The sequence below is a fragment of the Bacillus sp. ES1-5 genome, from assembly GCF_022487605.1.
In the GTDB taxonomy this organism is placed as follows: Bacteria; Bacillota; Bacilli; order Bacillales; family Bacillaceae_G; genus Bacillus_A; species Bacillus_A wiedmannii.
On sequence record NZ_JAKVPU010000006.1, the window covers coordinates 39,626 to 60,191 of the forward strand.

General features: G+C 37.9%; 16 protein-coding genes and 1 other annotated feature. Of the genes, 14 read left to right on the plus strand and 2 right to left on the minus strand.

Translation table 11 applies throughout. The features are described from left to right. The first annotated feature begins 156 nt into the window (after positions 1-156). From clpX to ysxC, 4 genes are all read left to right on the plus strand, one after another. Entirely contained in the window at positions 157-1,416 is a 1,260-nt protein-coding gene (gene clpX, locus MKO96_RS19605; protein ID WP_000472285.1) for an ATP-dependent protease ATP-binding subunit ClpX, read from the plus strand. Positions 1,417-1,522: 106 nt separating this feature from the next. Continuing rightward, positions 1,523-3,193 (plus strand): ATP-dependent protease LonB, encoded by a 1,671-nt coding sequence (gene lonB, locus MKO96_RS19610; RefSeq protein WP_240588407.1) that lies wholly within the window; start codon positions 1,523-1,525, stop codon positions 3,191-3,193. A gap of 184 nt (positions 3,194-3,377) precedes the next feature. Continuing rightward, on the plus strand, positions 3,378-5,708 hold the full coding sequence (gene lon, locus MKO96_RS19615; RefSeq protein WP_240588408.1) for an endopeptidase La: 2,331 nt from the start codon (positions 3,378-3,380) through the stop codon (positions 5,706-5,708). Continuing rightward, the gene (ysxC, locus tag MKO96_RS19620; RefSeq protein WP_000869124.1) at positions 5,705-6,301 is read left to right on the plus strand and encodes a ribosome biogenesis GTP-binding protein YsxC; all 597 of its coding nucleotides are present in this window, start codon (positions 5,705-5,707) and stop codon (positions 6,299-6,301) included. The genes lon and ysxC overlap by 4 nt, the downstream gene beginning before the upstream one ends. A 35-nt stretch (positions 6,302-6,336) precedes the next feature. On the opposite strand, the gene MKO96_RS19625 is transcribed toward ysxC, so the two are convergent. Together MKO96_RS19625 and MKO96_RS19630 are read right to left on the minus strand one after the other, a co-directional pair. Beyond that, positions 6,337-6,753 (minus strand): organic hydroperoxide resistance protein, encoded by a 417-nt coding sequence (locus tag MKO96_RS19625; RefSeq protein ID WP_240588409.1) that lies wholly within the window; start codon positions 6,751-6,753, stop codon positions 6,337-6,339. A 2-nt stretch (positions 6,754-6,755) separates the two neighbouring features. Further along, on the minus strand, positions 6,756-7,208 hold the full coding sequence (locus tag MKO96_RS19630; RefSeq protein WP_000138543.1) for a MarR family winged helix-turn-helix transcriptional regulator: 453 nt from the start codon (positions 7,206-7,208) through the stop codon (positions 6,756-6,758). A gap of 415 nt (positions 7,209-7,623) precedes the next feature. On the opposite strand from MKO96_RS19630, the gene hemA reads away from it, so the two are divergent. The 10 genes from hemA to MKO96_RS19680 all read left to right on the plus strand — a co-directional run bounded on the left by hemA (position 7,624) and on the right by MKO96_RS19680 (position 20,471). Continuing rightward, complete coding sequence (gene hemA / locus MKO96_RS19635; protein WP_240588410.1) at positions 7,624-8,958, plus strand: glutamyl-tRNA reductase; 1,335 nt, start codon at positions 7,624-7,626, stop codon at positions 8,956-8,958. 17 nt (positions 8,959-8,975) lie between these two features. Next, entirely contained in the window at positions 8,976-9,809 is an 834-nt protein-coding gene (locus tag MKO96_RS19640; protein ID WP_000008998.1) for a cytochrome c biogenesis protein, read from the plus strand. A gap of 15 nt (positions 9,810-9,824) precedes the next feature. After that, entirely contained in the window at positions 9,825-10,754 is a 930-nt protein-coding gene (hemC, locus tag MKO96_RS19645) for a hydroxymethylbilane synthase (RefSeq protein ID WP_240588411.1), read from the plus strand. Positions 10,755-10,756: 2 nt separating this feature from the next. Next, positions 10,757-11,509, plus strand: coding sequence for a uroporphyrinogen-III synthase (gene hemD, locus MKO96_RS19650; protein ID WP_240588412.1), 753 nt, complete (start codon positions 10,757-10,759; stop codon positions 11,507-11,509). A 20-nt stretch (positions 11,510-11,529) separates the two neighbouring features. Continuing rightward, entirely contained in the window at positions 11,530-12,519 is a 990-nt protein-coding gene (gene hemB, locus MKO96_RS19655) for a porphobilinogen synthase (RefSeq protein ID WP_001087076.1), read from the plus strand. Further along, positions 12,519-13,808 carry a glutamate-1-semialdehyde 2,1-aminomutase gene (gene hemL, locus MKO96_RS19660; protein WP_098096644.1) on the plus strand — a complete coding sequence of 430 codons (1,290 nt, stop codon included), beginning with the start codon at positions 12,519-12,521 and terminating at the stop codon, positions 13,806-13,808. Before hemB ends, hemL begins: the two co-directional genes overlap by 1 nt. 79 nt (positions 13,809-13,887) lie before the next feature. Then, entirely contained in the window at positions 13,888-14,901 is a 1,014-nt protein-coding gene (gene spoVID, locus MKO96_RS19665) for a stage VI sporulation protein D (protein ID WP_240588413.1), read from the plus strand. A 62-nt stretch (positions 14,902-14,963) separates the two neighbouring features. Next, positions 14,964-15,989, plus strand: coding sequence for a spore coat protein YsxE (ysxE, locus tag MKO96_RS19670; protein WP_240588414.1), 1,026 nt, complete (start codon positions 14,964-14,966; stop codon positions 15,987-15,989). 172 nt (positions 15,990-16,161) lie between these two features. After that, positions 16,162-16,394: a binding site (T-box leader), on the plus strand. A gap of 37 nt (positions 16,395-16,431) precedes the next feature. Further along, complete coding sequence (locus MKO96_RS19675; protein WP_000072220.1) at positions 16,432-19,077, plus strand: valine--tRNA ligase; 2,646 nt, start codon at positions 16,432-16,434, stop codon at positions 19,075-19,077. 92 nt (positions 19,078-19,169) lie between these two features. Then, complete coding sequence (locus MKO96_RS19680) at positions 19,170-20,471, plus strand: bifunctional folylpolyglutamate synthase/dihydrofolate synthase (RefSeq protein WP_240588415.1); 1,302 nt, start codon at positions 19,170-19,172, stop codon at positions 20,469-20,471. Positions 20,472-20,566 lie beyond the last annotated feature (95 nt).

Below are 20,566 nucleotides of genomic sequence, written 5' to 3' on the forward strand. Positions count from 1 at the left end.
ATATTTCAAAAGTTTTAAAATTTTTTTATTTGTACATAACTAGTCATATTATTTGTATTTCTCGCCACGTAGTGACATAATATGTATTTACATACGATACATTTATCGTGTACATACGAAGGCAAGAGGTTAGCACTTTGTAAGGGGTGTGAAAATATGTTTAAATTTAATGATGAAAAAGGTCAATTAAAATGTTCTTTCTGTGGTAAAACACAAACGCAAGTTCGAAAGTTAGTTGCAGGTCCAGGTGTTTACATTTGTGACGAGTGTATCGAACTTTGTACTGAAATTGTACAAGAGGAGCTTGCGAAGGACGAAGAAGTAGAATTCAAAGATGTACCGAAACCGGTAGAAATTCGTGAAATCTTAGATGAGTATGTCATCGGACAAGATAACGCGAAAAAAGCACTAGCGGTAGCGGTATATAACCATTACAAACGCATTAATTCTAACAGTAAAATTGATGATGTAGAATTAGCGAAGAGTAATATTTCACTTATTGGGCCAACTGGTAGTGGTAAAACATTATTGGCACAAACATTAGCGCGTATTTTAAATGTTCCATTTGCAATCGCGGACGCAACATCTTTAACAGAAGCTGGATATGTAGGGGAAGATGTAGAAAACATCTTACTAAAATTAATCCAAGCAGCTGATTATGATGTAGAGAAAGCGGAAAAAGGAATCATTTATATTGATGAGATTGATAAAGTGGCACGTAAGTCCGAAAATCCATCAATTACACGTGATGTATCTGGTGAAGGTGTACAGCAGGCACTTCTGAAAATTTTAGAAGGTACTGTAGCGAGCGTTCCACCTCAAGGTGGTCGTAAGCATCCGCATCAAGAGTTCATTCAAATTGATACAACGAACATCCTATTCATTTGTGGTGGAGCGTTTGATGGCATTGAGCCAATTATTAAACGTCGCCTTGGTGAGAAAGTAATTGGATTTGGTGCTGAGAAGAAAAATGCTGATGTAAATGAGAAGCATGTTTTATCTCACGTTTTACCAGAGGATCTTTTAAGATTCGGTTTAATTCCGGAGTTTATCGGTCGTCTTCCAGTTATTGCGAACCTAGAGCCGCTTGATGAAGATGCTCTTGTAGATATTTTAACGAAACCGAAAAATGCACTTGTTAAGCAATTCCAAAAATTATTGGAGCTTGACGATGTTGAGTTAGAGTTTGAAGAAGGTGCACTAGTTGAGATTGCGAAAAAAGCAATTGAACGTAAAACAGGTGCTCGTGGACTTCGTTCTATTATTGAAGGCTTAATGCTTGATGTAATGTTCGAACTTCCATCTCGCAAAGATATCGAGAAGTGTATTCTGACGAAAGAAACAGTAGCTGATAATGAACCGCCGAAATTGGTGTTACAAGACGGTACTGTACTTGATACAAAAACATCTGCATAGTGCGAAGAAGAAACAGCAATTTTTATAATTGCTGTTTTTCTTTATGTTTAGCTATGTTCCTCCGCGGAAATACTAAGTGATAAAACATTGCGGGAGGAAATAAATTATGAGCTGGACAAATATATTTTTACTTGTTCAACTTGTTTTTGGTGTAATTGTCGGATTGTATTTTTGGCATTTACTTCGAAATCAGCGAACACAAAAAGTTTCAATTGATCGAGAATCGAAAAAAGAATTAGAACAGCTTCGTAAAATGCGTGAGATTTCTTTAACAGAGCCGCTTGCGGAAAAGGTACGCCCTACATCCTTTTTAGATATTGTAGGGCAAGAGGACGGAATTAGGTCGTTAAAAGCGGCTCTTTGTGGTCCGAATCCGCAACATGTAATTATATATGGTCCGCCAGGTGTCGGGAAGACAGCGGCAGCACGTCTTGTATTGGAAGAAGCGAAACGCAATCCGAAATCTCCATTTCGTACGAATGCAACATTTATCGAACTTGATGCGACGACAGCAAGATTTGATGAACGTGGTATTGCAGACCCATTAATTGGTTCAGTCCATGATCCGATTTATCAAGGGGCAGGTGCAATGGGGCAAGCGGGTATCCCACAGCCGAAAAAAGGGGCTGTAACAGATGCGCATGGTGGTATTTTGTTCATTGATGAGATTGGTGAATTACATCCAATTCAAATGAACAAAATGTTAAAGGTGTTAGAAGATCGGAAAGTATTTTTGGAAAGTGCGTACTATAGTGAAGAAAATTCGATGATTCCAACGTATATACATGATATTTTTCAAAAAGGTTTGCCAGCCGATTTTCGCTTAGTTGGGGCGACGACACGTTCGCCAGAGGAGATTCCTCCTGCTATTCGGTCACGCTGTTTAGAAGTGTTTTTCCGTGAGTTAGATACAGAAGAGATTCAAAAAGTAGCGAAGAATGCAGCTGATAAAGTGGAAATGCAAATAGGTAAAAATGGTATTGAAATGATCGGGATGTATGCAAGAAATGGACGAGAAGCGATTAACCTTGTACAAATTTCTGCTGGTATGGCAATAAATGAAGAACGTTCTTTCATTAAAGATGAAGATATAGAGTGGGTTGTTCACTCTAGTCAACTTACACCGAAATATGAAAAACGTATTTATCCTATTCCGAGAATCGGTCTTGTAAATGGACTTGCTGTATACGGACCAAATACAGGCGCGTTATTAGAAATTGAAGTAACAGCAATCAAGGCGAAAGATAAAGGGTCGGTAAATGTTACCGGGATTGTGGAAGAGGAAAGTATTGGTAGTCAAACGAAATCCATTCGCCGCAAAAGTATGGCGAAAGGTTCTGTAGATAATGTATTAACAGTACTTCGTTCTCTAGATGTGTTGCCAGAAGGGTATGATATACATATTAATTTTCCAGGTGGTATCCCAATTGATGGCCCTTCGGCAGGTATTGCTATGGCAACAGGTGTATATTCAGCAGTGCATCGTACGTATGTGAGTAATGAAGTAGCGATGACCGGTGAGATAAGTATACACGGGGAAGTGAAACCTATTGGTGGTGTGTACGCAAAAATAAAAGCCGCGAAAAAAGCAGGTGCTAAGAAAGTCATCATTCCTGCTGAAAACATGCAACCGTTTTTGTATACAATAAAAGGAATTGAAATCATTCCTGTTCGTAAGTTAAAAGAAGTATTTGAGATAACATTTATGCAGGAAAATATGCATCGAGACCTTGATATACATACTACTGTAGACGAAACAGATGCACAATCAATGTGAGAACGAACGATAATAAAATTTGCCAGACTTCGTTTAAGTTTGTATGCTTAAGCGGAGTCTTTTTTCCTTTTTAAAAGGGAGAAAAAACGAGGGATTTACAATTGCGGAAAATCTCTGCAATTGCATCTAGATGTATTGTAATATAAAATAGTTGAACAGGAGTTTAATTTATTATGGAGGTGCTATGTCTAGTATGAATACGAATGAAAGAATCGTACCCCTCCTACCATTAAGAGGCGTTCTCGTATATCCAACGATGGTTCTTCATCTTGATGTAGGACGTGATAAATCGATACAAGCACTAGAGCAGGCGGCAATGGATGAAAATATCATCTTTTTAGCGATGCAAAAAGAAATGAATATCGATGATCCGAAAAAAGATGACATATATAGTGTAGGTACAGTGGCGAAAGTGAAGCAAATGTTAAAATTGCCGAACGGTACGCTTCGTGTCCTTGTAGAGGGTTTACATAGAGCTGAAGTAGTAGAGTTTATCGAAGAAGAGAATGTAGTGCAGGTCTCTATCAAAACGGTAACTGAAGAAGTGGAAGATGATCTAGAAGAGAAAGCTCTTATGCGTACATTACTGGAGCATTTCGAACAATATATTAAAGTTTCGAAAAAAGTTTCAAATGAAACATTTGCAACGGTAGCTGATGTAGAAGAGCCAGGAAGATTAGCTGATTTAATTGCTTCTCACTTGCCGATTAAAACGAAGCAGAAACAAGAAATTTTAGAGATTGTATCTGTGAAGGAACGATTACATACACTTATTTCAATTATTCAAGATGAACAAGAGTTACTTAGTTTAGAAAAGAAAATTGGACAAAAAGTAAAACGTTCAATGGAGCGTACGCAAAAAGAGTATTTCTTACGTGAGCAAATGAAGGCGATTCAAACTGAACTTGGTGATAAAGAAGGTAAGGGCGGGGAAGTTGAAGAACTTCGTGAGAAAATTGAACAGTCGGGAATGCCTGAAGAAACAATGAAGGCTGCACTGAAAGAATTAGACCGTTATGAAAAATTACCAGTAAGTTCTGCGGAGAGCGGTGTTATTCGCAATTATATGGATTGGTTATTAGCACTTCCATGGACTGAAGCGACAGAAGATATGATTGATCTTGCTCATTCCGAAGAGATTTTGAACAAAGATCATTACGGTCTTGAGAAAGTGAAAGAGCGTGTACTCGAATATTTAGCTGTACAGAAGTTAACGAATTCATTAAAAGGACCTATCCTTTGCTTAGTAGGACCTCCTGGGGTCGGGAAAACTTCGTTAGCGCGTTCGATTGCAACATCATTAAATCGTAATTTTGTCCGTGTATCCCTTGGTGGTGTACGTGATGAATCGGAAATCCGTGGTCACCGTCGTACGTACGTTGGAGCGATGCCAGGACGCATTATTCAAGGTATGAAAAAGGCGAAAACAGTTAATCCAGTCTTTTTATTAGATGAGATTGATAAAATGTCTAACGACTTCCGTGGAGATCCATCAGCGGCATTACTTGAAGTGTTAGACCCAGAACAAAACCATAACTTCAGTGATCATTACATTGAAGAACCGTATGATCTATCGAAAGTTATGTTTGTAGCAACTGCGAATACACTTTCAAGTGTTCCAGGTCCGCTGCTTGACCGTATGGAAATTATTTCGATTGCTGGCTATACAGAACTTGAAAAAGTTCACATTGCCCGTGAACATTTATTGCCGAAACAATTAAAAGAGCATGGCTTACGAAAAGGTAATTTACAAGTACGTGATGAAGCACTTCTTGAAATTATTCGTTATTATACACGTGAGGCTGGTGTTCGAACACTAGAGCGTCAAATCGCAAAAGTTTGTCGTAAAGCAGCAAAAATTATCGTTACAGCAGAACGCAAGCGTATTGTAGTAACAGAGAAAAACATTGTTGATTTACTTGGTAAGCACATATTCCGTTATGGGCAAGCCGAAAAAACAGACCAAGTTGGTATGGCAACAGGGTTAGCGTATACAGCAGCAGGCGGTGATACACTTGCGATTGAAGTGTCTGTAGCGCCAGGTAAAGGGAAATTAATTTTAACAGGTAAACTTGGGGATGTTATGAAAGAATCCGCACAAGCAGCGTTTAGCTATATTCGTTCTCGTGCAGAAGAGCTTCAGATTGATCCGAATTTCCATGAGAAAAATGATATTCATATTCATGTTCCAGAAGGAGCAGTTCCAAAAGATGGACCATCAGCAGGTATTACGATGGCAACGGCACTTATTTCTGCACTAACAGGTATTCCTGTAAGTAAAGAAGTGGGGATGACAGGTGAAATTACACTTCGTGGTCGTGTATTACCAATTGGTGGTTTAAAAGAAAAAACATTAAGTGCTCACCGCGCAGGCTTAACAAAAATTATTTTGCCAGCAGAAAACGAGAAAGATTTAGATGATATTCCAGAAAGCGTAAAAGAAAACCTTACGTTTGTGCTTGCATCTCATTTAGATGAAGTATTGGAGCACGCATTAGTAGGAGTGAAACAATGAAAGTAACAAAAGCAGATATTGTAATTAGTGCTGTTAAACCAGAACAATATCCAGACAGTGATTTACCAGAAATTGCATTAGCAGGTCGTTCAAATGTCGGGAAGTCTTCCTTTATTAATAAAATTTTAAATCGTAAAAAGTTAGTACGTATTTCTTCTAAACCAGGGAAAACGCAAACGTTGAACTTTTTCTTAATCAATGAGATGATGCATTTTGTTGACGTTCCAGGTTATGGATATGCGAAAGTATCTAAAACAGAGCGCGCAGCATGGGGCAAGATGATTGAGACTTACTTTACAACACGTGAGCAATTAGACGCAGCTGTATTAGTAGTTGATTTACGTCACCAACCAACAAATGATGACGTGATGATGTATGATTTCTTAAAGCATTATGAAATCCCAACAATTATTATTGCGACGAAAGCCGATAAAATTCCGAAAGGGAAATGGCAAAAGCATTTAAAAGTTGTAAAAGAAACGCTTGCTGTTGAAATTGGCGATGAAATCGTTCTATTCTCTTCTGAAACAGGACTTGGAAAAGAAGAAGCGTGGAAGGCAATTCATAGAATGACAAAAACGAAAAACGCGTGACGAATGTCGCGCGTTTTTTTTATTTACTAAATTTTTTATCTTACGTTTAATGTAACCTCAATATTACCTCTTGTTGCTTTTGAATAAGGACATACACCGTGAGCGGCTTTTACAAGTTCTTGTGCTTCGGCATGAGAGACGCCAGCAACATGTACATCAAGTACAGCAGATAGGCCGAAACCACCATCTGTATCTTTTCCGATAGAAACGTGAGCAGTTACTTCTGTGCTTTCTACTTTCACACGTTTTGTACGAATGACAAGTTGTAATGCACTATCAAAACAAGCGGCATAACCAGCAGCAAATAGTTGTTCTGGATTTGTTGCCTCTCCGCCTGCACCACCTAGTGCTTTCGGCATTTTTACATCAAGATTTAATATGCCATCATCTGAAACTACTTTTCCGTTTCTTCCACCTGTAGCAGTTACTGAAGCAGTATATAATTTATCCATGTTTATTCCCCTTTTCTATCATTTATTGTTTTCATTGTTTCAATTAGTTTATTTAATTGAATTAATAAAGAACGATATTCTTGTTCTGTAATTCCTAAATTTGTTGCCATTGTTGTCGGCAATGAACAAGCCTTTTCTTTTAAATCTTTACCTTGTTCTGTTAATTTAATACAAACTTTGCGCTCATCTTCTTTGGAACGAACGCGTTTTACAAGTTTTAATGATTCCATTCGTTTTAACATAGGTGTTAACGTACCGGAATCTAAAAATAGACGTTCTCCAATTTCTTTTACTGTTAGTCCATCTTGCTCCCATAGTACGAGTAAAGTAATGTACTGGGGATACGTAATACCCATCTCTTCTAAATATGGTCGATAAAAGCGGGTAACTTCTTTAGAACAGGCGTAAATAGAAAAACAAAGTTGGTTATCTAGATGTAAAGAATTCTCTGTCATACATAACTCCTCTCTAATTAAGTTGTGCACAATTTAATTTTGTAAAATCAATATAACGAAAAAGAAATACAATGTCAAATACATTGTATTGAGAAAGTTTGTGCTACAATTTGGAACAATCATACATATTTTCCTTCATGATGAAAGAAGATAGGAAAGATGATGTTATAATTCATATGGAATAGTTTCCATCACTTGATTATGAGGGCTTTTTTTGGTAACGTACAAATAGAGTTATTAATTTATAATCATTATAAAGTAGAAAGTCTTTATTAGTTTTACTGAATCTCCTTTATTACATACGGAGAATAAATAAAAAATAATCGGTTGTTCACACGATTGTCAGATTCATAAGAGGAAAGTTGTATTATGATAGTAGATAAAGTGATAAAACGGGTGAAGGGGGACATGCTGCGTGCATATTCTTGTTGTTAGTGTAAATTATCGAACAGCCCCTGTAGAATTTCGTGAGAAACTCACATTTCAGGCAGCAGAGCTAGAGCAAGCAATGACTACATTACAAAATCAAAAGAGCGTGTTAGAGAATGTCATTGTATCAACTTGTAATCGCACTGAGATTTACGCTGTTGTCGATCAATTACACACGGGACGGTATTATATTAAGAAGTTTTTAGCTGATTGGTTTCAGCTTGAAATAGAAGAAGTCGCACCATATTTAACTATTTTTGAACAAGACGGTGCAATAGATCATTTATTCCGCGTGACGTGCGGTTTAGATTCTATGGTAGTTGGAGAAACACAGATTTTAGGCCAAATAAAAGATAGCTTTTTAGAAGCGCAACAAGTAAAAGCGACAGGCACAATTTTTAATGAGTTGTTTAAGCAGGTGGTTACGTTAGCGAAACGTGCGCACTCAGAAACGACGATTGGTGAAAGTGCGATGTCTGTTAGCTATGCTGCTGTTGAGCTCGGAAAGAAAATATTTGGTGATTTAACAGATTGTCATGTGCTTATTCTTGGTGCTGGTAAGATGGGTGAACTGGCACTGCAAAACTTATATGGAAGCGGTGCTCGAAAAGTAACAGTCATGAATAGGACGTTTACGAAAGCGGAAGTAATGGCTGAGAAATATATGGGACATGCAAAGCCTTTAAGTGAATTACAATGTGCATTATTAGAAGCAGATATTTTAATTAGTTCAACTGGTGCATCTGAGTATGTCATTACGAAAGAGATGATGACAAAGGTAGAGAAAATGCGCTCTGGTCGTCCAATATTTATGGTGGATATTGCAGTGCCGCGTGATATTGATCCAGCGATTGATGAGCTAGAAGGTTCTTTCTTATATGACATTGATGATTTGCAAGGAGTAGTGGAAGCAAATCGTGCTGAGCGTTTGAAAGAAGCGGAGAAAATTCAATTTATGATTGAAGAGGAAATTGTTTTATTTAAAACGTGGTTAAGTACACTTGGTGTTGTTCCGTTAATAGCAGCTCTTCGTGATAAGGCACTTGCTATCCAAAGTGAAACGATGGAAAGTTTGGAACGAAAAATACCGAATCTTAGTGATCGTGAGAGAAAAGTAATTAGTAAGCATACGAAAAGTATTATTAATCAATTATTAAAAGACCCAATTTTAGTAGCGAAAGAAATAGCTGCTGAAGAGGGCGCAGACGAAAAATTAGCGTTATTTGCAAAGATTTTCGACTTAGAAATGGAAGACGTAGAGAGTTGTGCGGAAGAAGTAGAACATAAAAGAGCATGGACACCATCCGTTCCATCTTTATAATTTGGAAGGATGATCGGATGAGTTTTTTAAATAACAGTATTATTTATCATATTGCAATTATTTTATATGCTTGTAGCATTAGTTTATATTTTATAGATTATTTCCAAAGTAACCGAAAGGCGAACCGATTTGCTTTTTGGTTACTTTCGATTGTATGGGTTCTGCAGTCTATCTTTATGTTACTCAGGGCTACAGATTCAGAAACGAACCCTATATTAACTTTATTATCAGGGATTTATTTTTATGTTTGGCTATTGATTACGATGTCGTTAGTCATTAATCGATTTATGAGAATTGACTTTCTAGTCTTTTTTACAAATGTTGTCGCATTTGGCGTAAGCGCTTTTTCAATTTTTACACCGCTCGGAAAGATGTCGCCGGTACTGGCAGAGCAATTAGTTTCAGAACTTGTATATGTACATGTCGGTATGGCTATTATTTCTTATGCAACTTTCACTGTATCGTTCATTTTTTCTATTATGTATTTATTGCAATATCGCCTATTAAAAAAGAAAAAATGGAATGCGAGATTAAGAAGGTTAGGGAATTTACCGAAGCTAGAATCGATGTCTTACGGATTAAATTTATTTTCTGTTCCATTTTTCTTACTAGCTATTTTATTAGGATGCATATGGGGATATACGAAATTGGACAATTTCCATTGGTATGATACGAAAGTGATCGGGTCTTTTGTCGTTCTATTTGTATATTGTGCTGGCCTATATTTACGAGTGGCAGATGTGTTGCAAGGGAAGAAAATCGTGCAGTGGAACATCGGAGCATTTCTCGTAATGCTAATCAATATTTTTTTATTAAGCAGTTTATCCAACTTCCACTTTTGGTATTTATAATGAGGAGAGAGAATTATGCGCAAAATTATTGTAGGGTCACGAAAGAGTAAATTAGCATTAACGCAAACAAACTGGTTTATTGATCAGTTAAAAGCACTAGGTTTACCATATGAATTTGAAGTGAAAGAAATCGTCACAAAAGGTGATGTTATTTTAGATGTTACTCTTTCAAAAGTAGGCGGAAAAGGGTTGTTTGTTAAAGAGATTGAACATGCGTTACTTACGAAAGAAATTGATATGGCTGTACATAGTATGAAAGATATGCCGGCCGTACTTCCAGAAGGATTAATGATTGGTTGTACACCGAAGCGTGTTGACCCTCGTGATGCTTTTATCTCAAAAAGCGGAGCATCGTTTAAAGAGTTAGCAGAAGGCGCTATTTTAGGTACGAGTAGTTTAAGACGCAGTGCACAATTATTAGCTGCGAGACCAGATTTACAAGTGAAGTGGATTCGGGGAAATATCGATACACGTTTACGTAAATTACAAGAAGAAGATTACGATGCAATCATTTTAGCGACAGCTGGCTTACAAAGAATGGGCTGGGATAATGAAGTTATTACAGAACATTTAGATGAGACGTTATGTGTACCTGCTGTAGGACAAGGTGCATTAGCGATTGAATGCCGTGAGGATGATAAGGATTTACTACAGTTGTTAGCGCATATGAATGATGCAGTAACAGGAAGAACAGTGGCGGCAGAACGAGTATTTCTTCATAAACTTGAAGGTGGATGCCAAGTTCCGATCGCTGGATATGCAACTCTTACAGAAAATGATGCAATCGAATTAACAGCTCTTGTCGGTTCTATGGACGGTTCTGTTTTATTGAAAGAGACAGTAGTAGGAACTAATCCAGAGGAAGTAGGATTAGAGGCTGCGGACCGTTTAATTAAACAAGGCGCCAAAGAACTCATTCTTGCTGCAAATAAGGGGCAACAATAAATATGAACGCTTTCGCTGGCAAAACGGTATTAATTACACGTGCCCAGCATCAAGCGAAACAAATGAGTGTAGCGGTGAAAGAAAAGAGCGGAATTCCATTGGAAATTCCGCTTTTGCGTATGGAAGGTATGTCTCATAGGCAAATTCAACATATAGCAGGGCAGCTGCATTCGTATGACTGGGTTATTTTTACGAGTAAAAATGGGGTAGCTTTTTTTCTAGATAGTTTGAGAAAGAAGTTACCCGCAAAGACTAAAATTGCTGCAGTAGGTGTGAAAACAAGGTTAGAGTTAGAAAAGCGGGGCTATCAAGTGGACTTCGTTCCAACTTCATTTGTTGCAGAAGTATTTGCAGAAGAATTTGTAAAAAGACTAAGCGGGAACGAGTGCATTTTATTTCCGAAAGGGAATTTAGCAAGAGATGTAATTCCAGTTGCACTTCGCGAAATTGGTGTTTCTCTAGATGAGCTAATCGTATATGGTACGAAAGAGAATGTAGAGAAAAGGCAAGAGCTTATAGTAGCGTTAGAAGTAGGGAAAGTAGACATTATTACATTTACGAGCCCTTCAACTGTTACTAGTTTTGTTCATTTACTTGAGGGTACAAACTGGAGAGAATGGACAAAAAAATGTACAATTGCTTGTATAGGGCCTATTACGGAAAAAGAGGCGAGACTTTATTTTCCACATGTTATTATGCCGGAAGAGTACACTGTAGAAGCATTACTACAATGCATTTGTGAATCTATAAAATAAAAGAATGGGGATAGAAATCTATGAACTCTTTACAATTTAATCGTCATCGTCGCTTAAGACAAAGCGGTAATATGCGTGCGCTTGTGCGTGAAACGTTTTTACATACGGAAGATTTTATTTACCCTATTTTTGTATTAGAAGGAGAAAATGTTCGTAATGAAGTGCCTTCTATGCCAGGCGTATATCAAATGTCTTTAGATTTATTGCAAGCTGAAATGCAAGAGGTTGTTGATTTAGGTATTCGTTCTGTTATTGTATTTGGTTTACCTGCTGAAAAAGATGAAGTTGGATCATCAGCATATTGTGATCATGGAATTGTGCAACGTGCAATTAAGCAAATTAAAGGTGAATTCCCTGAGCTAGTAGTAGTTGCAGATACATGTTTATGTCAATTCACAAGCCATGGTCATTGCGGTGTAATTGAAGATGGTATTATTTTAAATGACGAGTCTCTTGCAGTTCTTGCGAAAACAGCTGTAAGCCAAGCGAAAGCAGGAGCGGACATTATTGCGCCATCAAACATGATGGACGGATTCGTAACAGCAATTCGCCATGCATTAGATGAAAATGGTTTTGGACACGTACCAGTAATGTCGTACGCTGTGAAATATTCATCAGCATTTTACGGGCCATTCCGTGATGCGGCGCACGGTGCCCCGCAATTTGGTGATCGTAAAACATATCAAATGGATCCAGCGAACCGTATGGAAGCATTCCGTGAAGCAGAATCAGATGTAATGGAAGGGGCAGATTTCTTAATTGTAAAGCCAGCTCTTTCTTACTTAGATATTGTTCGTGATGTGAAAAATAACTTTAATTTACCAGTTGTTGCTTATAACGTAAGTGGTGAATATTCGATGATTAAAGCGGCAGCGCAAAATGGTTGGATTAATGAAAAAGAAGTTGTACTTGAAAAATTAATTAGCATGAAACGTGCAGGAGCAGATTTAATTATTACGTATCATGCAAAAGATGCAGCAAGATGGTTACAAGAAGGAGGCGCTAAATAATGAAAAAGTTTGATAAGTCGATTGCGGCGTTTGAAGAGGCACAAGATTTAATGCCTGGTGGCGTAAATAGCCCTGTTCGTGCCTTTAAGTCTGTCGGTATGAATCCGTTGTTTATGGAGCGCGGAAAAGGCTCTAAAGTATATGATATCGATGGAAATGAATACATCGATTACGTATTATCATGGGGTCCTTTAATTCATGGTCATGCGAACGATCGTGTTGTTGAAGCTTTAAAGTCTGTTGCTGAAAGAGGAACAAGCTTCGGTGCCCCAACGGAAATTGAGAATAAATTAGCGAAACTTGTTATTGAGCGCGTACCATCAATTGAGATTGTACGTATGGTTAACTCTGGAACAGAAGCGACAATGAGTGCGCTACGTTTAGCTCGTGGTTATACAGGCCGTAACAAAATTTTGAAATTCATCGGTTGTTACCACGGTCATGGTGATTCGTTATTAATTAAAGCGGGTTCTGGTGTGGCGACGCTAGGTTTACCAGATAGCCCTGGTGTGCCAGAAGGTGTAGCAAAAAATACGATTACCGTAGCGTATAACGATTTAGATAGTGTGAAATACGCTTTCGAACAATTCGGTGATGATATTGCTTGTATAATTGTAGAACCAGTAGCAGGAAATATGGGTGTTGTTCCTCCACAACCAGGATTTTTAGAAGGTCTTCGTGAAGTAACAGAGCAAAATGGTGCATTGCTTATTTTTGATGAAGTCATGACAGGATTCCGAGTTGCTTATAATTGTGGACAAGGTTATTACGGTGTAACACCTGATTTAACTTGTTTAGGTAAAGTAATCGGTGGTGGCTTACCAGTAGGAGCATACGGTGGTAAAGCAGAAATTATGCGCCAAGTTGCACCGAGCGGACCGATTTACCAAGCAGGTACTTTATCAGGTAACCCACTTGCAATGGCAGCAGGTTATGAAACGTTAGTACAGTTAACGCCAGAATCATATGTAGAATTTGAGCGCAAAGCTGAAATGTTAGAAGCTGGCTTACGTAAAGCGGCTGAAAAACATGGCATTCCGCATCATATTAACCGTGCGGGTTCTATGATTGGTATCTTCTTTACAGATGAACAAGTTATTAATTACGATGCGGCAAAATCTTCAAACTTAGAATTCTTTGCGGCTTACTATCGTGAAATGGTAGAACAAGGTGTATTCTTGCCACCATCTCAATTCGAAGGTCTATTCTTATCGACAGCACATAGCGATGCAGATATTGAAGCGACGATTGCAGCGGCTGAAATTGCAATGTCAAAATTAAAAGCTTAATTGTTGAAAGAAAATCGCTCTCCATAGGGGGAGCGATTTTTTTTATTCATAAAGTCAGCTTTCCATACATAAATCTGTAATGACATATAGTTTGGGAGGGGGAAAAGAAGTGGCAACAGATCATTCATTACGTTTTTCATTAAAAGAATCTGTTTGGTTCCAAAAAGGACAGGAAGTCGAAGAACTTTTGTCAATTTCGTTAGATCCAGACGTTGAGATAGAAGAGCTTGATCATGAAGTTATCGTGAGAGGGCAATTAGATTTAACGGGAGAGTATGTTGCAAGGCAAGATGATTCGGCTTATTCATTAAGAGATCTATCACCAGCGAAGTCAATTGATTATGTAGAAACAAGAGAAGATGGGGTTAATGAACTTGTTCATTCCTTTCCGCTTGAAATATCAATTCCGAGAAACCGTGTGAAAGTAATTGAAGAACTATATGTATCTATCGAGGAATTTGATTATGAATTAAAGGAAAATGGTTGCTTACAACTATTAGCGGATATATCTATTACAGGTTTATGTGATGAAGAAAGAATTGAGGATGAAGAGGAAGAAACGGCGTATGCTGAGTTAGAAGATGATTCAGCGCAAGAGTATGAAACTAGACCAACGCCGCACGTAGAAGAACCAGCTTATAAGGAATCAGATGAGTGGGAAGATTACGCATTTGAACCGTTCCAACTAGAAGAAAGAAAAGAGCAGGAAGTAGAGGAAGAGGAAATAGAAGAACATGAATTTGTAGAGCGTGCAGAGGAGAAAGAAACAACGCCGCAATTTGAATTGTTCGGACGAAAAGATTTCAAGAAAGAGAAAGAGAAAAAGAAAAAGCAAGAAGAGCAAGAAGAAGAAGCCTACTCACAGCGAGATGAAAATGCGCTTTATTTAACGAAAATATTTACGAAAGAACCGGAAGAAGAATTTACAAAGTTAAGAATGTATTTCGTGCAAGAAGGAGATACAATCGAATCTGTTGCAGATCGTTATGAAACGTCTGTACAAAACTTATACCGTGTCAATCAAACAGAAGATATATATTTAACGGCAGGACAAATTATTTATATTCCTGTTTCAAGAACAAAAACGAAATAAGTGAGTGTTTTCACTCACTTATTTTTCTAAAGGCTATGTTTTGAATAGAAAGGGTTATTCGTATGGATATGGAATTACGAAATCGCTATGAACCCATTGTAAGGCAATATAGATTGGATACGCAGCATATGGAAGAGCACGGAAGTGTAACGAAAATTTACACGAATCAAGGTCCGTATGCGCTCAAGAAAATAGAAGGCAGAAAGTTAGAGCGGAATAACTTTCTGCATCATATTCAATATTTGAAGGAGAAAGGTTTTTCAAATTATGTACCTATATACCATGCGACGGATGGAAATTATATTTTAAATGATGGTACGTATAATTATTATTTAATGCCTTGGTTAGAACGTGCGGAAGGGAACGGCGAGGATAACGATCAATACCATAAAATGTTTCAAACCCTCGGGACATTGCATCAAAAAACGGTGAAAGAAGAAACGTATACAGAAGAAGATTTAGAAAAACATTATACAAATATATCCGATCGCTGGGAGAATGATGGTGAGATGTTAGAAGAGTTTCTCGTAGAATCTGAAGCGAAGTGGTATATGTCTCCGTTTGAGTTGCAATATTGTACGTACTATCATCATGTAATGAGGGCGCGTGAGTTTGCAACGAAGCAATTGACTGAGTGGAACGATGCGATGAAGGAAAAAGAAAAAACACGTATTACTTTTGTGCATGGTAACGTATCGCTTAATCATTTCTTATTTGATTATGAACGGAATGGCTATTTTATTAGTTTAGAAAAATCGAAGTTTGCCACACCGGTGCAAGATATAGTAGGGTTTTATTCTCGGTCTTTAAACACGTATCCAATTGCGAGAAGTGATCGGTTTGAATGGTATCAAATGTACCAAAAAAATTTCCCTTTTACGAAAGAAGAGCAACTACTCATGTTTGCGTATATGACGTATCCATCGCAATTTATTCGGCAAATCCAGTCTTATAAGAAAAGAAGAGAGAGTCGCAATGAGGAAAATGAACTTCTCGGAGTAAAGAGCTTGCAACAATCGCATTGGCTCGTTAGCAATATAGAATATTTCCTTTCGCAATTACAAGCTGCCCAGCAAGGGAACGGATAAAGTGAAACTTTAATTGGTAGGGGATCTTACTGCCCGCAAATAGCGGGATAAAGAAGATAAGTAGAGGATGCTACTTATCTTCTTTTTTTGCTCAAAAAGCCGTAGTATTAAATTTATCTTGACGAATAGGGTTTCGTTTTTTACACTATTGTATATAATAATTAACAATCATATAAATGCCTTGAAGGGGAAGAGTATAACAAGAAACGTCTTCAGAGAGGAGAATCATTAGCTGGGAGATTCTCTAGATAGTTATGTTAGAAGGTAGCCCTGGAGCATCTTTTCTGAACGGAATAGTTCTCATTAGGAAAAGACGGATTTGTCCGTTATCAAATTAAGAGTATAAGCAAATTCCTGAATTTGTTTGTAAATAAAGGTGGTACCGCGATGTCCCTCGTCCTTTTTGGATGAGGGGCATTTTTTATTTTAAGGAGGGAAAATAATGTCAAACACGGAAAAGAATTTACCAACTAAATATGATCATATGTCCGTTGAAGAAGGGCTTTATCAATGGTGGCTTGAAGGCAAATATTTCGAAGCAACAGGAGATGAGAAGAAACAACCGTATACAATTGTAATTCCACCTCCGAACGTAACTGGTAAGTTACACTTAGGTCATGCTTGGGATACAACTCTTCAAGATATTTTAACTCGTACGAAGCGTATGCAAGGTTACGATGTATTATGGCTTCCAGGAATGGACCATGCGGGTATCGCAACACAAGCGAAAGTAGAAGGAAAACTTCGTGAAGAAGGTATTTCACGTTACGATCTTGGCCGTGAGAAATTCCTTGAAAAAGCTTGGGAATGGAAAGAGGAATACGCGTCTCACATTCGTCAACAATGGGGGAAAGTTGGTTTAGGACTAGACTATTCTCGTGAACGTTTCACATTAGACGAAGGTTTATCTGATGCGGTTAATAAAGTATTCGTTCAATTATACGAAAAAGGCTTAATTTACCGCGGTGAATATATTATCAACTGGGACCCAGCAACACGCACAGCTCTTTCTGATATTGAAGTAATTCATAAAGAAGTTCAAGGTGCATTCTATCATATGAACTATCCGTTAACAGATGGTTCTGGTCATATTCGTCTTGCGACTACTCGTCCAGAAACGATGCTTGGTGATACAGCAGTAGCAGTTCATCCAGAAGACGATCGTTACAAACATTTAATCGGAAAAACAGTTACACTTCCAATCGTAGGCCGTGAGATTCCGATTATTGCTGATGAGTACGTAGAAAAAGATTTCGGAACAGGCGTTGTAAAAATTACACCAGCTCATGACCCGAATGACTTTGAAGTAGGTAACCGTCATGATTTACCACGTATCTTAGTAATGAACGAAGATGGATCAATGAACGAAAAAGCTGGTAAGTATAACGGTATGGATCGTTTCGAATGCCGTAAAGCGTTAGTGAAGGACTTACAAGAAGCGGGCGTATTAGTAGAAATTGAGCCTCATATGCATTCAGTAGGTCATAGTGAGCGTAGTGGTGCAGTTGTTGAGCCTTACTTATCAACACAATGGTTCGTAAAAATGGCTCCACTTGCTGAGAAGGCAGTAGAGCTTCAACAAAAAGAAGAAGAGAAAGTAACGTTCGTACCAGAACGTTTTGAGAACACATACTTACGCTGGATGGAAAACATTCACGACTGGTGTATTTCTCGTCAATTATGGTGGGGACACCGTATTCCAGCTTGGTATCATAAAGAAACTGGTGAAGTATACGTAGGTACAGATGCACCAGCAGATATTGAAAACTGGAATCAAGATAACGACGTACTTGATACATGGTTCAGTTCAGCGTTATGGCCGTTCTCAACACTTGGCTGGCCGGATGAAGATTCAGCAGACTTTAAACGTTATTATTCAACAGATGCATTAGTAACGGGTTATGACATCATCTTCTTCTGGGTATCTCGTATGATTTTCCAAGGTTTAGAGTTTACTGGTGAGCGTCCATTTAAAGATGTATTAATTCACGGTTTAGTTCGTGATGAGCAAGGACGTAAAATGAGTAAATCTCTTGGTAACGGTATTGATCCAATGGATGTTATCGAGAAGTACGGTGCAGATGCAATGCGCTATTTCTTATCAACAGGAAGCGCACCAGGTCAAGATTTACGTTTCAGTATGGAAAAAGTAGAGTCTACTTGGAACTTCATTAATAAAATTTGGAACGCATCACGTTTCGTATTAATGAACATGGATGATATGAAGTATGAAGAAATCGATTTAACTGGTGAAAAATCAGTTGCGGATAAGTGGATTTTAACTCGCTTAAACGAAACAATCGAAAGCGTAACGCGTAACATGGATAAATATGAGTTCGGTGAAGCAGGTCGTTCATTATACAACTTCATTTGGGACGATTTCTGTGACTGGTACATTGAAATGGCGAAACTTCCACTATACGGTGAAGATGAAGCAGCTAAGAAAACAACTCGTTCTATTTTAGCTTACGTATTAGACCAAACAATGCGTCTATTACACCCATTCATGCCATTCGTAACAGAGAAGATTTGGCAACATTTACCGCATGAAGGCGAATCTATTACAGTAGCAGCATGGCCAACAGTTCGCGAAGATTTACAAGATACAGAAGCTGCGGCAGAAATGCACCTTCTAGTTGATATCATTCGCTCTGTTCGTAACATCCGTGCAGAAGTTAATACGCCGATGAGCAAAAAAGTTCAAATGCAAATTAAAGCAAAAGATGAGGCTGTACTTGCTCAACTTACAAAAAACAGCTCTTACATTGAGCGTTTCTGTAACCCAAGCGAATTAATAATTCAAACGGATTTACAAGCACCAGAAAAAGCAATGACTGCAATCGTATCAGGTGCAGAGTTATTCTTACCGTTAGCTGATCTTATCAATCTTGATGAAGAGAGAGCACGTCTTGAGAAAGAATTTGAGAAGTTCGACAAAGAAGTAGAACGTGTACAGAAGAAACTTTCAAACCAAGGTTTCGTAGCGAAAGCTCCTGCAGCAGTTATTGACGGAGAGCGTGCGAAAGAGCAAGACTACCTAGAAAAACGTGAAGCAGTTCGCCAACGTCTAGCAGATCTTGAAAAGTAAAATGTTTTTTAGAGGCTCACTATATTGGTGAGTCTCTTTTCTTTGCGTATAATAGGAGTATGAAGGTTGTCTTTTGAAAGGGGAAAGCATACGTGATACATACATACGAAGAAGCGATAGGGTGGATTCATAGCCGATTGAAGTTTGGTATTAAACCAGGATTAGAAAGAATGAGATGGATGCTAGAAGAGCTCGGGAATCCAGAGCGTCACATAAAATGTGTTCATCTTGCTGGTACAAATGGAAAAGGTTCAACGTTAACATATATGCGCTACATGTTAGAAGATGCAAAATATAAGGTAGGAACATTTACCTCTCCATATATTGAAACATTTAACGAACGTATTAGTGTGAACGGGACACCAATTGCAGATGAAGAGATTACTGAACTTGTAAAGATGGTAAAGCCAGTCGTTGAAAAACTAGATGAGACGGATTTAGGGGAAGCGACTGAGTTTGAAATTATTACTGTTATGGCAATTTGTTATTTTGGTAAAGTTAATTTCTGTGATGTTGTTTTATTTGAAACAGGGCTTGGAGGGCGTTTTGATTCTACGAATGTTATTCATCCTGTTCTTACGATTATTACAAATATCGGCCACGATCATATGCATATTTTAGGGAACACACTAGGAGAAATTGCATATGAAAAGGCGGGGATTATTAAGTCCGGTGTTCCAGTTATTACTGGTGTACGAGATGAGGAAGCATTGCAAGTCATTCAAAAAGTTGCAAAGGAAAATCATGCAAACTTATACGAGATGGGCAAGCATTTTACAGCGTTACATAAACAGTCTAGCGAAGATGGAGAGCAGTTCGATTTCACTTGTCCTTTTGCCACTTTTGAAGATGTGCGAATCTCAATGAAAGGTATTCACCAAGTAGGAAACGCAGCACTTGCACTTATGGCAGTCATGTATGTCAAAACATACTTATCATTTTTAATTGAGGAAGAAGAAATAAGAACTGGATTACAGGAAGCGTATTGGATTGGTCGATTTGAAAAACTGCAAAGCGATCCAGATATTATTATAGATGGTGCCCATAACCCAGAAGGTATCGAAAGTCTTGTGAAAACAGTAGAATCACATTACAAAGATAAAAATGTAATAGTTTTATTTACTGCCCTAGGTGATAAACAATTGCATAATATGGTAGATCAATTAGAAACCATTGCTGATGAAATTATTTTTACAACATTCGCCTTTGATCGTGCTATTTCTGCTGACAAGCTTGCATCGTATGCAAAGAAAGAGTCAAAATTAGTTTTTGAAAATTGGAAAGAGGCAATTGATACGAAGGTTGAAATGATTGGAGAAAATGATGTTTTTATCATAACAGGTTCTCTTTACTTTATTTCGGAAGTTCGAAAATATATTCGCGAGAAAAACTAGATAGTCTTTGCTATCTAGTTTTTTTGTTCTACAAATGAAGTCGAATGCATACATATAAGATAAATATATTAGGGTTATTTGGCGAATTCCTCTGA

Excerpts from the sequence above, each read along its gene's own strand:
- clpX (WP_000472285.1), top strand. The coding sequence starts at position 157 with ATGTTTAAATTTAATGATGAAAAAGGTCAATTAAAATGTTCTTTCTGT.
- lonB (WP_240588407.1), top strand. The coding sequence starts at position 1,523 with ATGAGCTGGACAAATATATTTTTACTTGTTCAACTTGTTTTTGGTGTA.
- lon (WP_240588408.1), top strand. The coding sequence starts at position 3,378 with ATGTCTAGTATGAATACGAATGAAAGAATCGTACCCCTCCTACCATTA.
- ysxC (WP_000869124.1), top strand. The coding sequence starts at position 5,705 with ATGAAAGTAACAAAAGCAGATATTGTAATTAGTGCTGTTAAACCAGAA.
- MKO96_RS19625 (WP_240588409.1), bottom strand. The coding sequence starts at position 6,753 with ATGGATAAATTATATACTGCTTCAGTAACTGCTACAGGTGGAAGAAAC.
- MKO96_RS19630 (WP_000138543.1), bottom strand. The coding sequence starts at position 7,208 with ATGACAGAGAATTCTTTACATCTAGATAACCAACTTTGTTTTTCTATT.
- MKO96_RS19640 (WP_000008998.1), top strand. The coding sequence starts at position 8,976 with ATGAGTTTTTTAAATAACAGTATTATTTATCATATTGCAATTATTTTA.
- hemC (WP_240588411.1), top strand. The coding sequence starts at position 9,825 with ATGCGCAAAATTATTGTAGGGTCACGAAAGAGTAAATTAGCATTAACG.
- hemD (WP_240588412.1), top strand. The coding sequence starts at position 10,757 with ATGAACGCTTTCGCTGGCAAAACGGTATTAATTACACGTGCCCAGCAT.
- hemB (WP_001087076.1), top strand. The coding sequence starts at position 11,530 with ATGAACTCTTTACAATTTAATCGTCATCGTCGCTTAAGACAAAGCGGT.
- hemL (WP_098096644.1), top strand. The coding sequence starts at position 12,519 with ATGAAAAAGTTTGATAAGTCGATTGCGGCGTTTGAAGAGGCACAAGAT.
- spoVID (WP_240588413.1), top strand. The coding sequence starts at position 13,888 with ATGACATATAGTTTGGGAGGGGGAAAAGAAGTGGCAACAGATCATTCA.
- ysxE (WP_240588414.1), top strand. The coding sequence starts at position 14,964 with ATGGATATGGAATTACGAAATCGCTATGAACCCATTGTAAGGCAATAT.
- MKO96_RS19675 (WP_000072220.1), top strand. The coding sequence starts at position 16,432 with ATGTCAAACACGGAAAAGAATTTACCAACTAAATATGATCATATGTCC.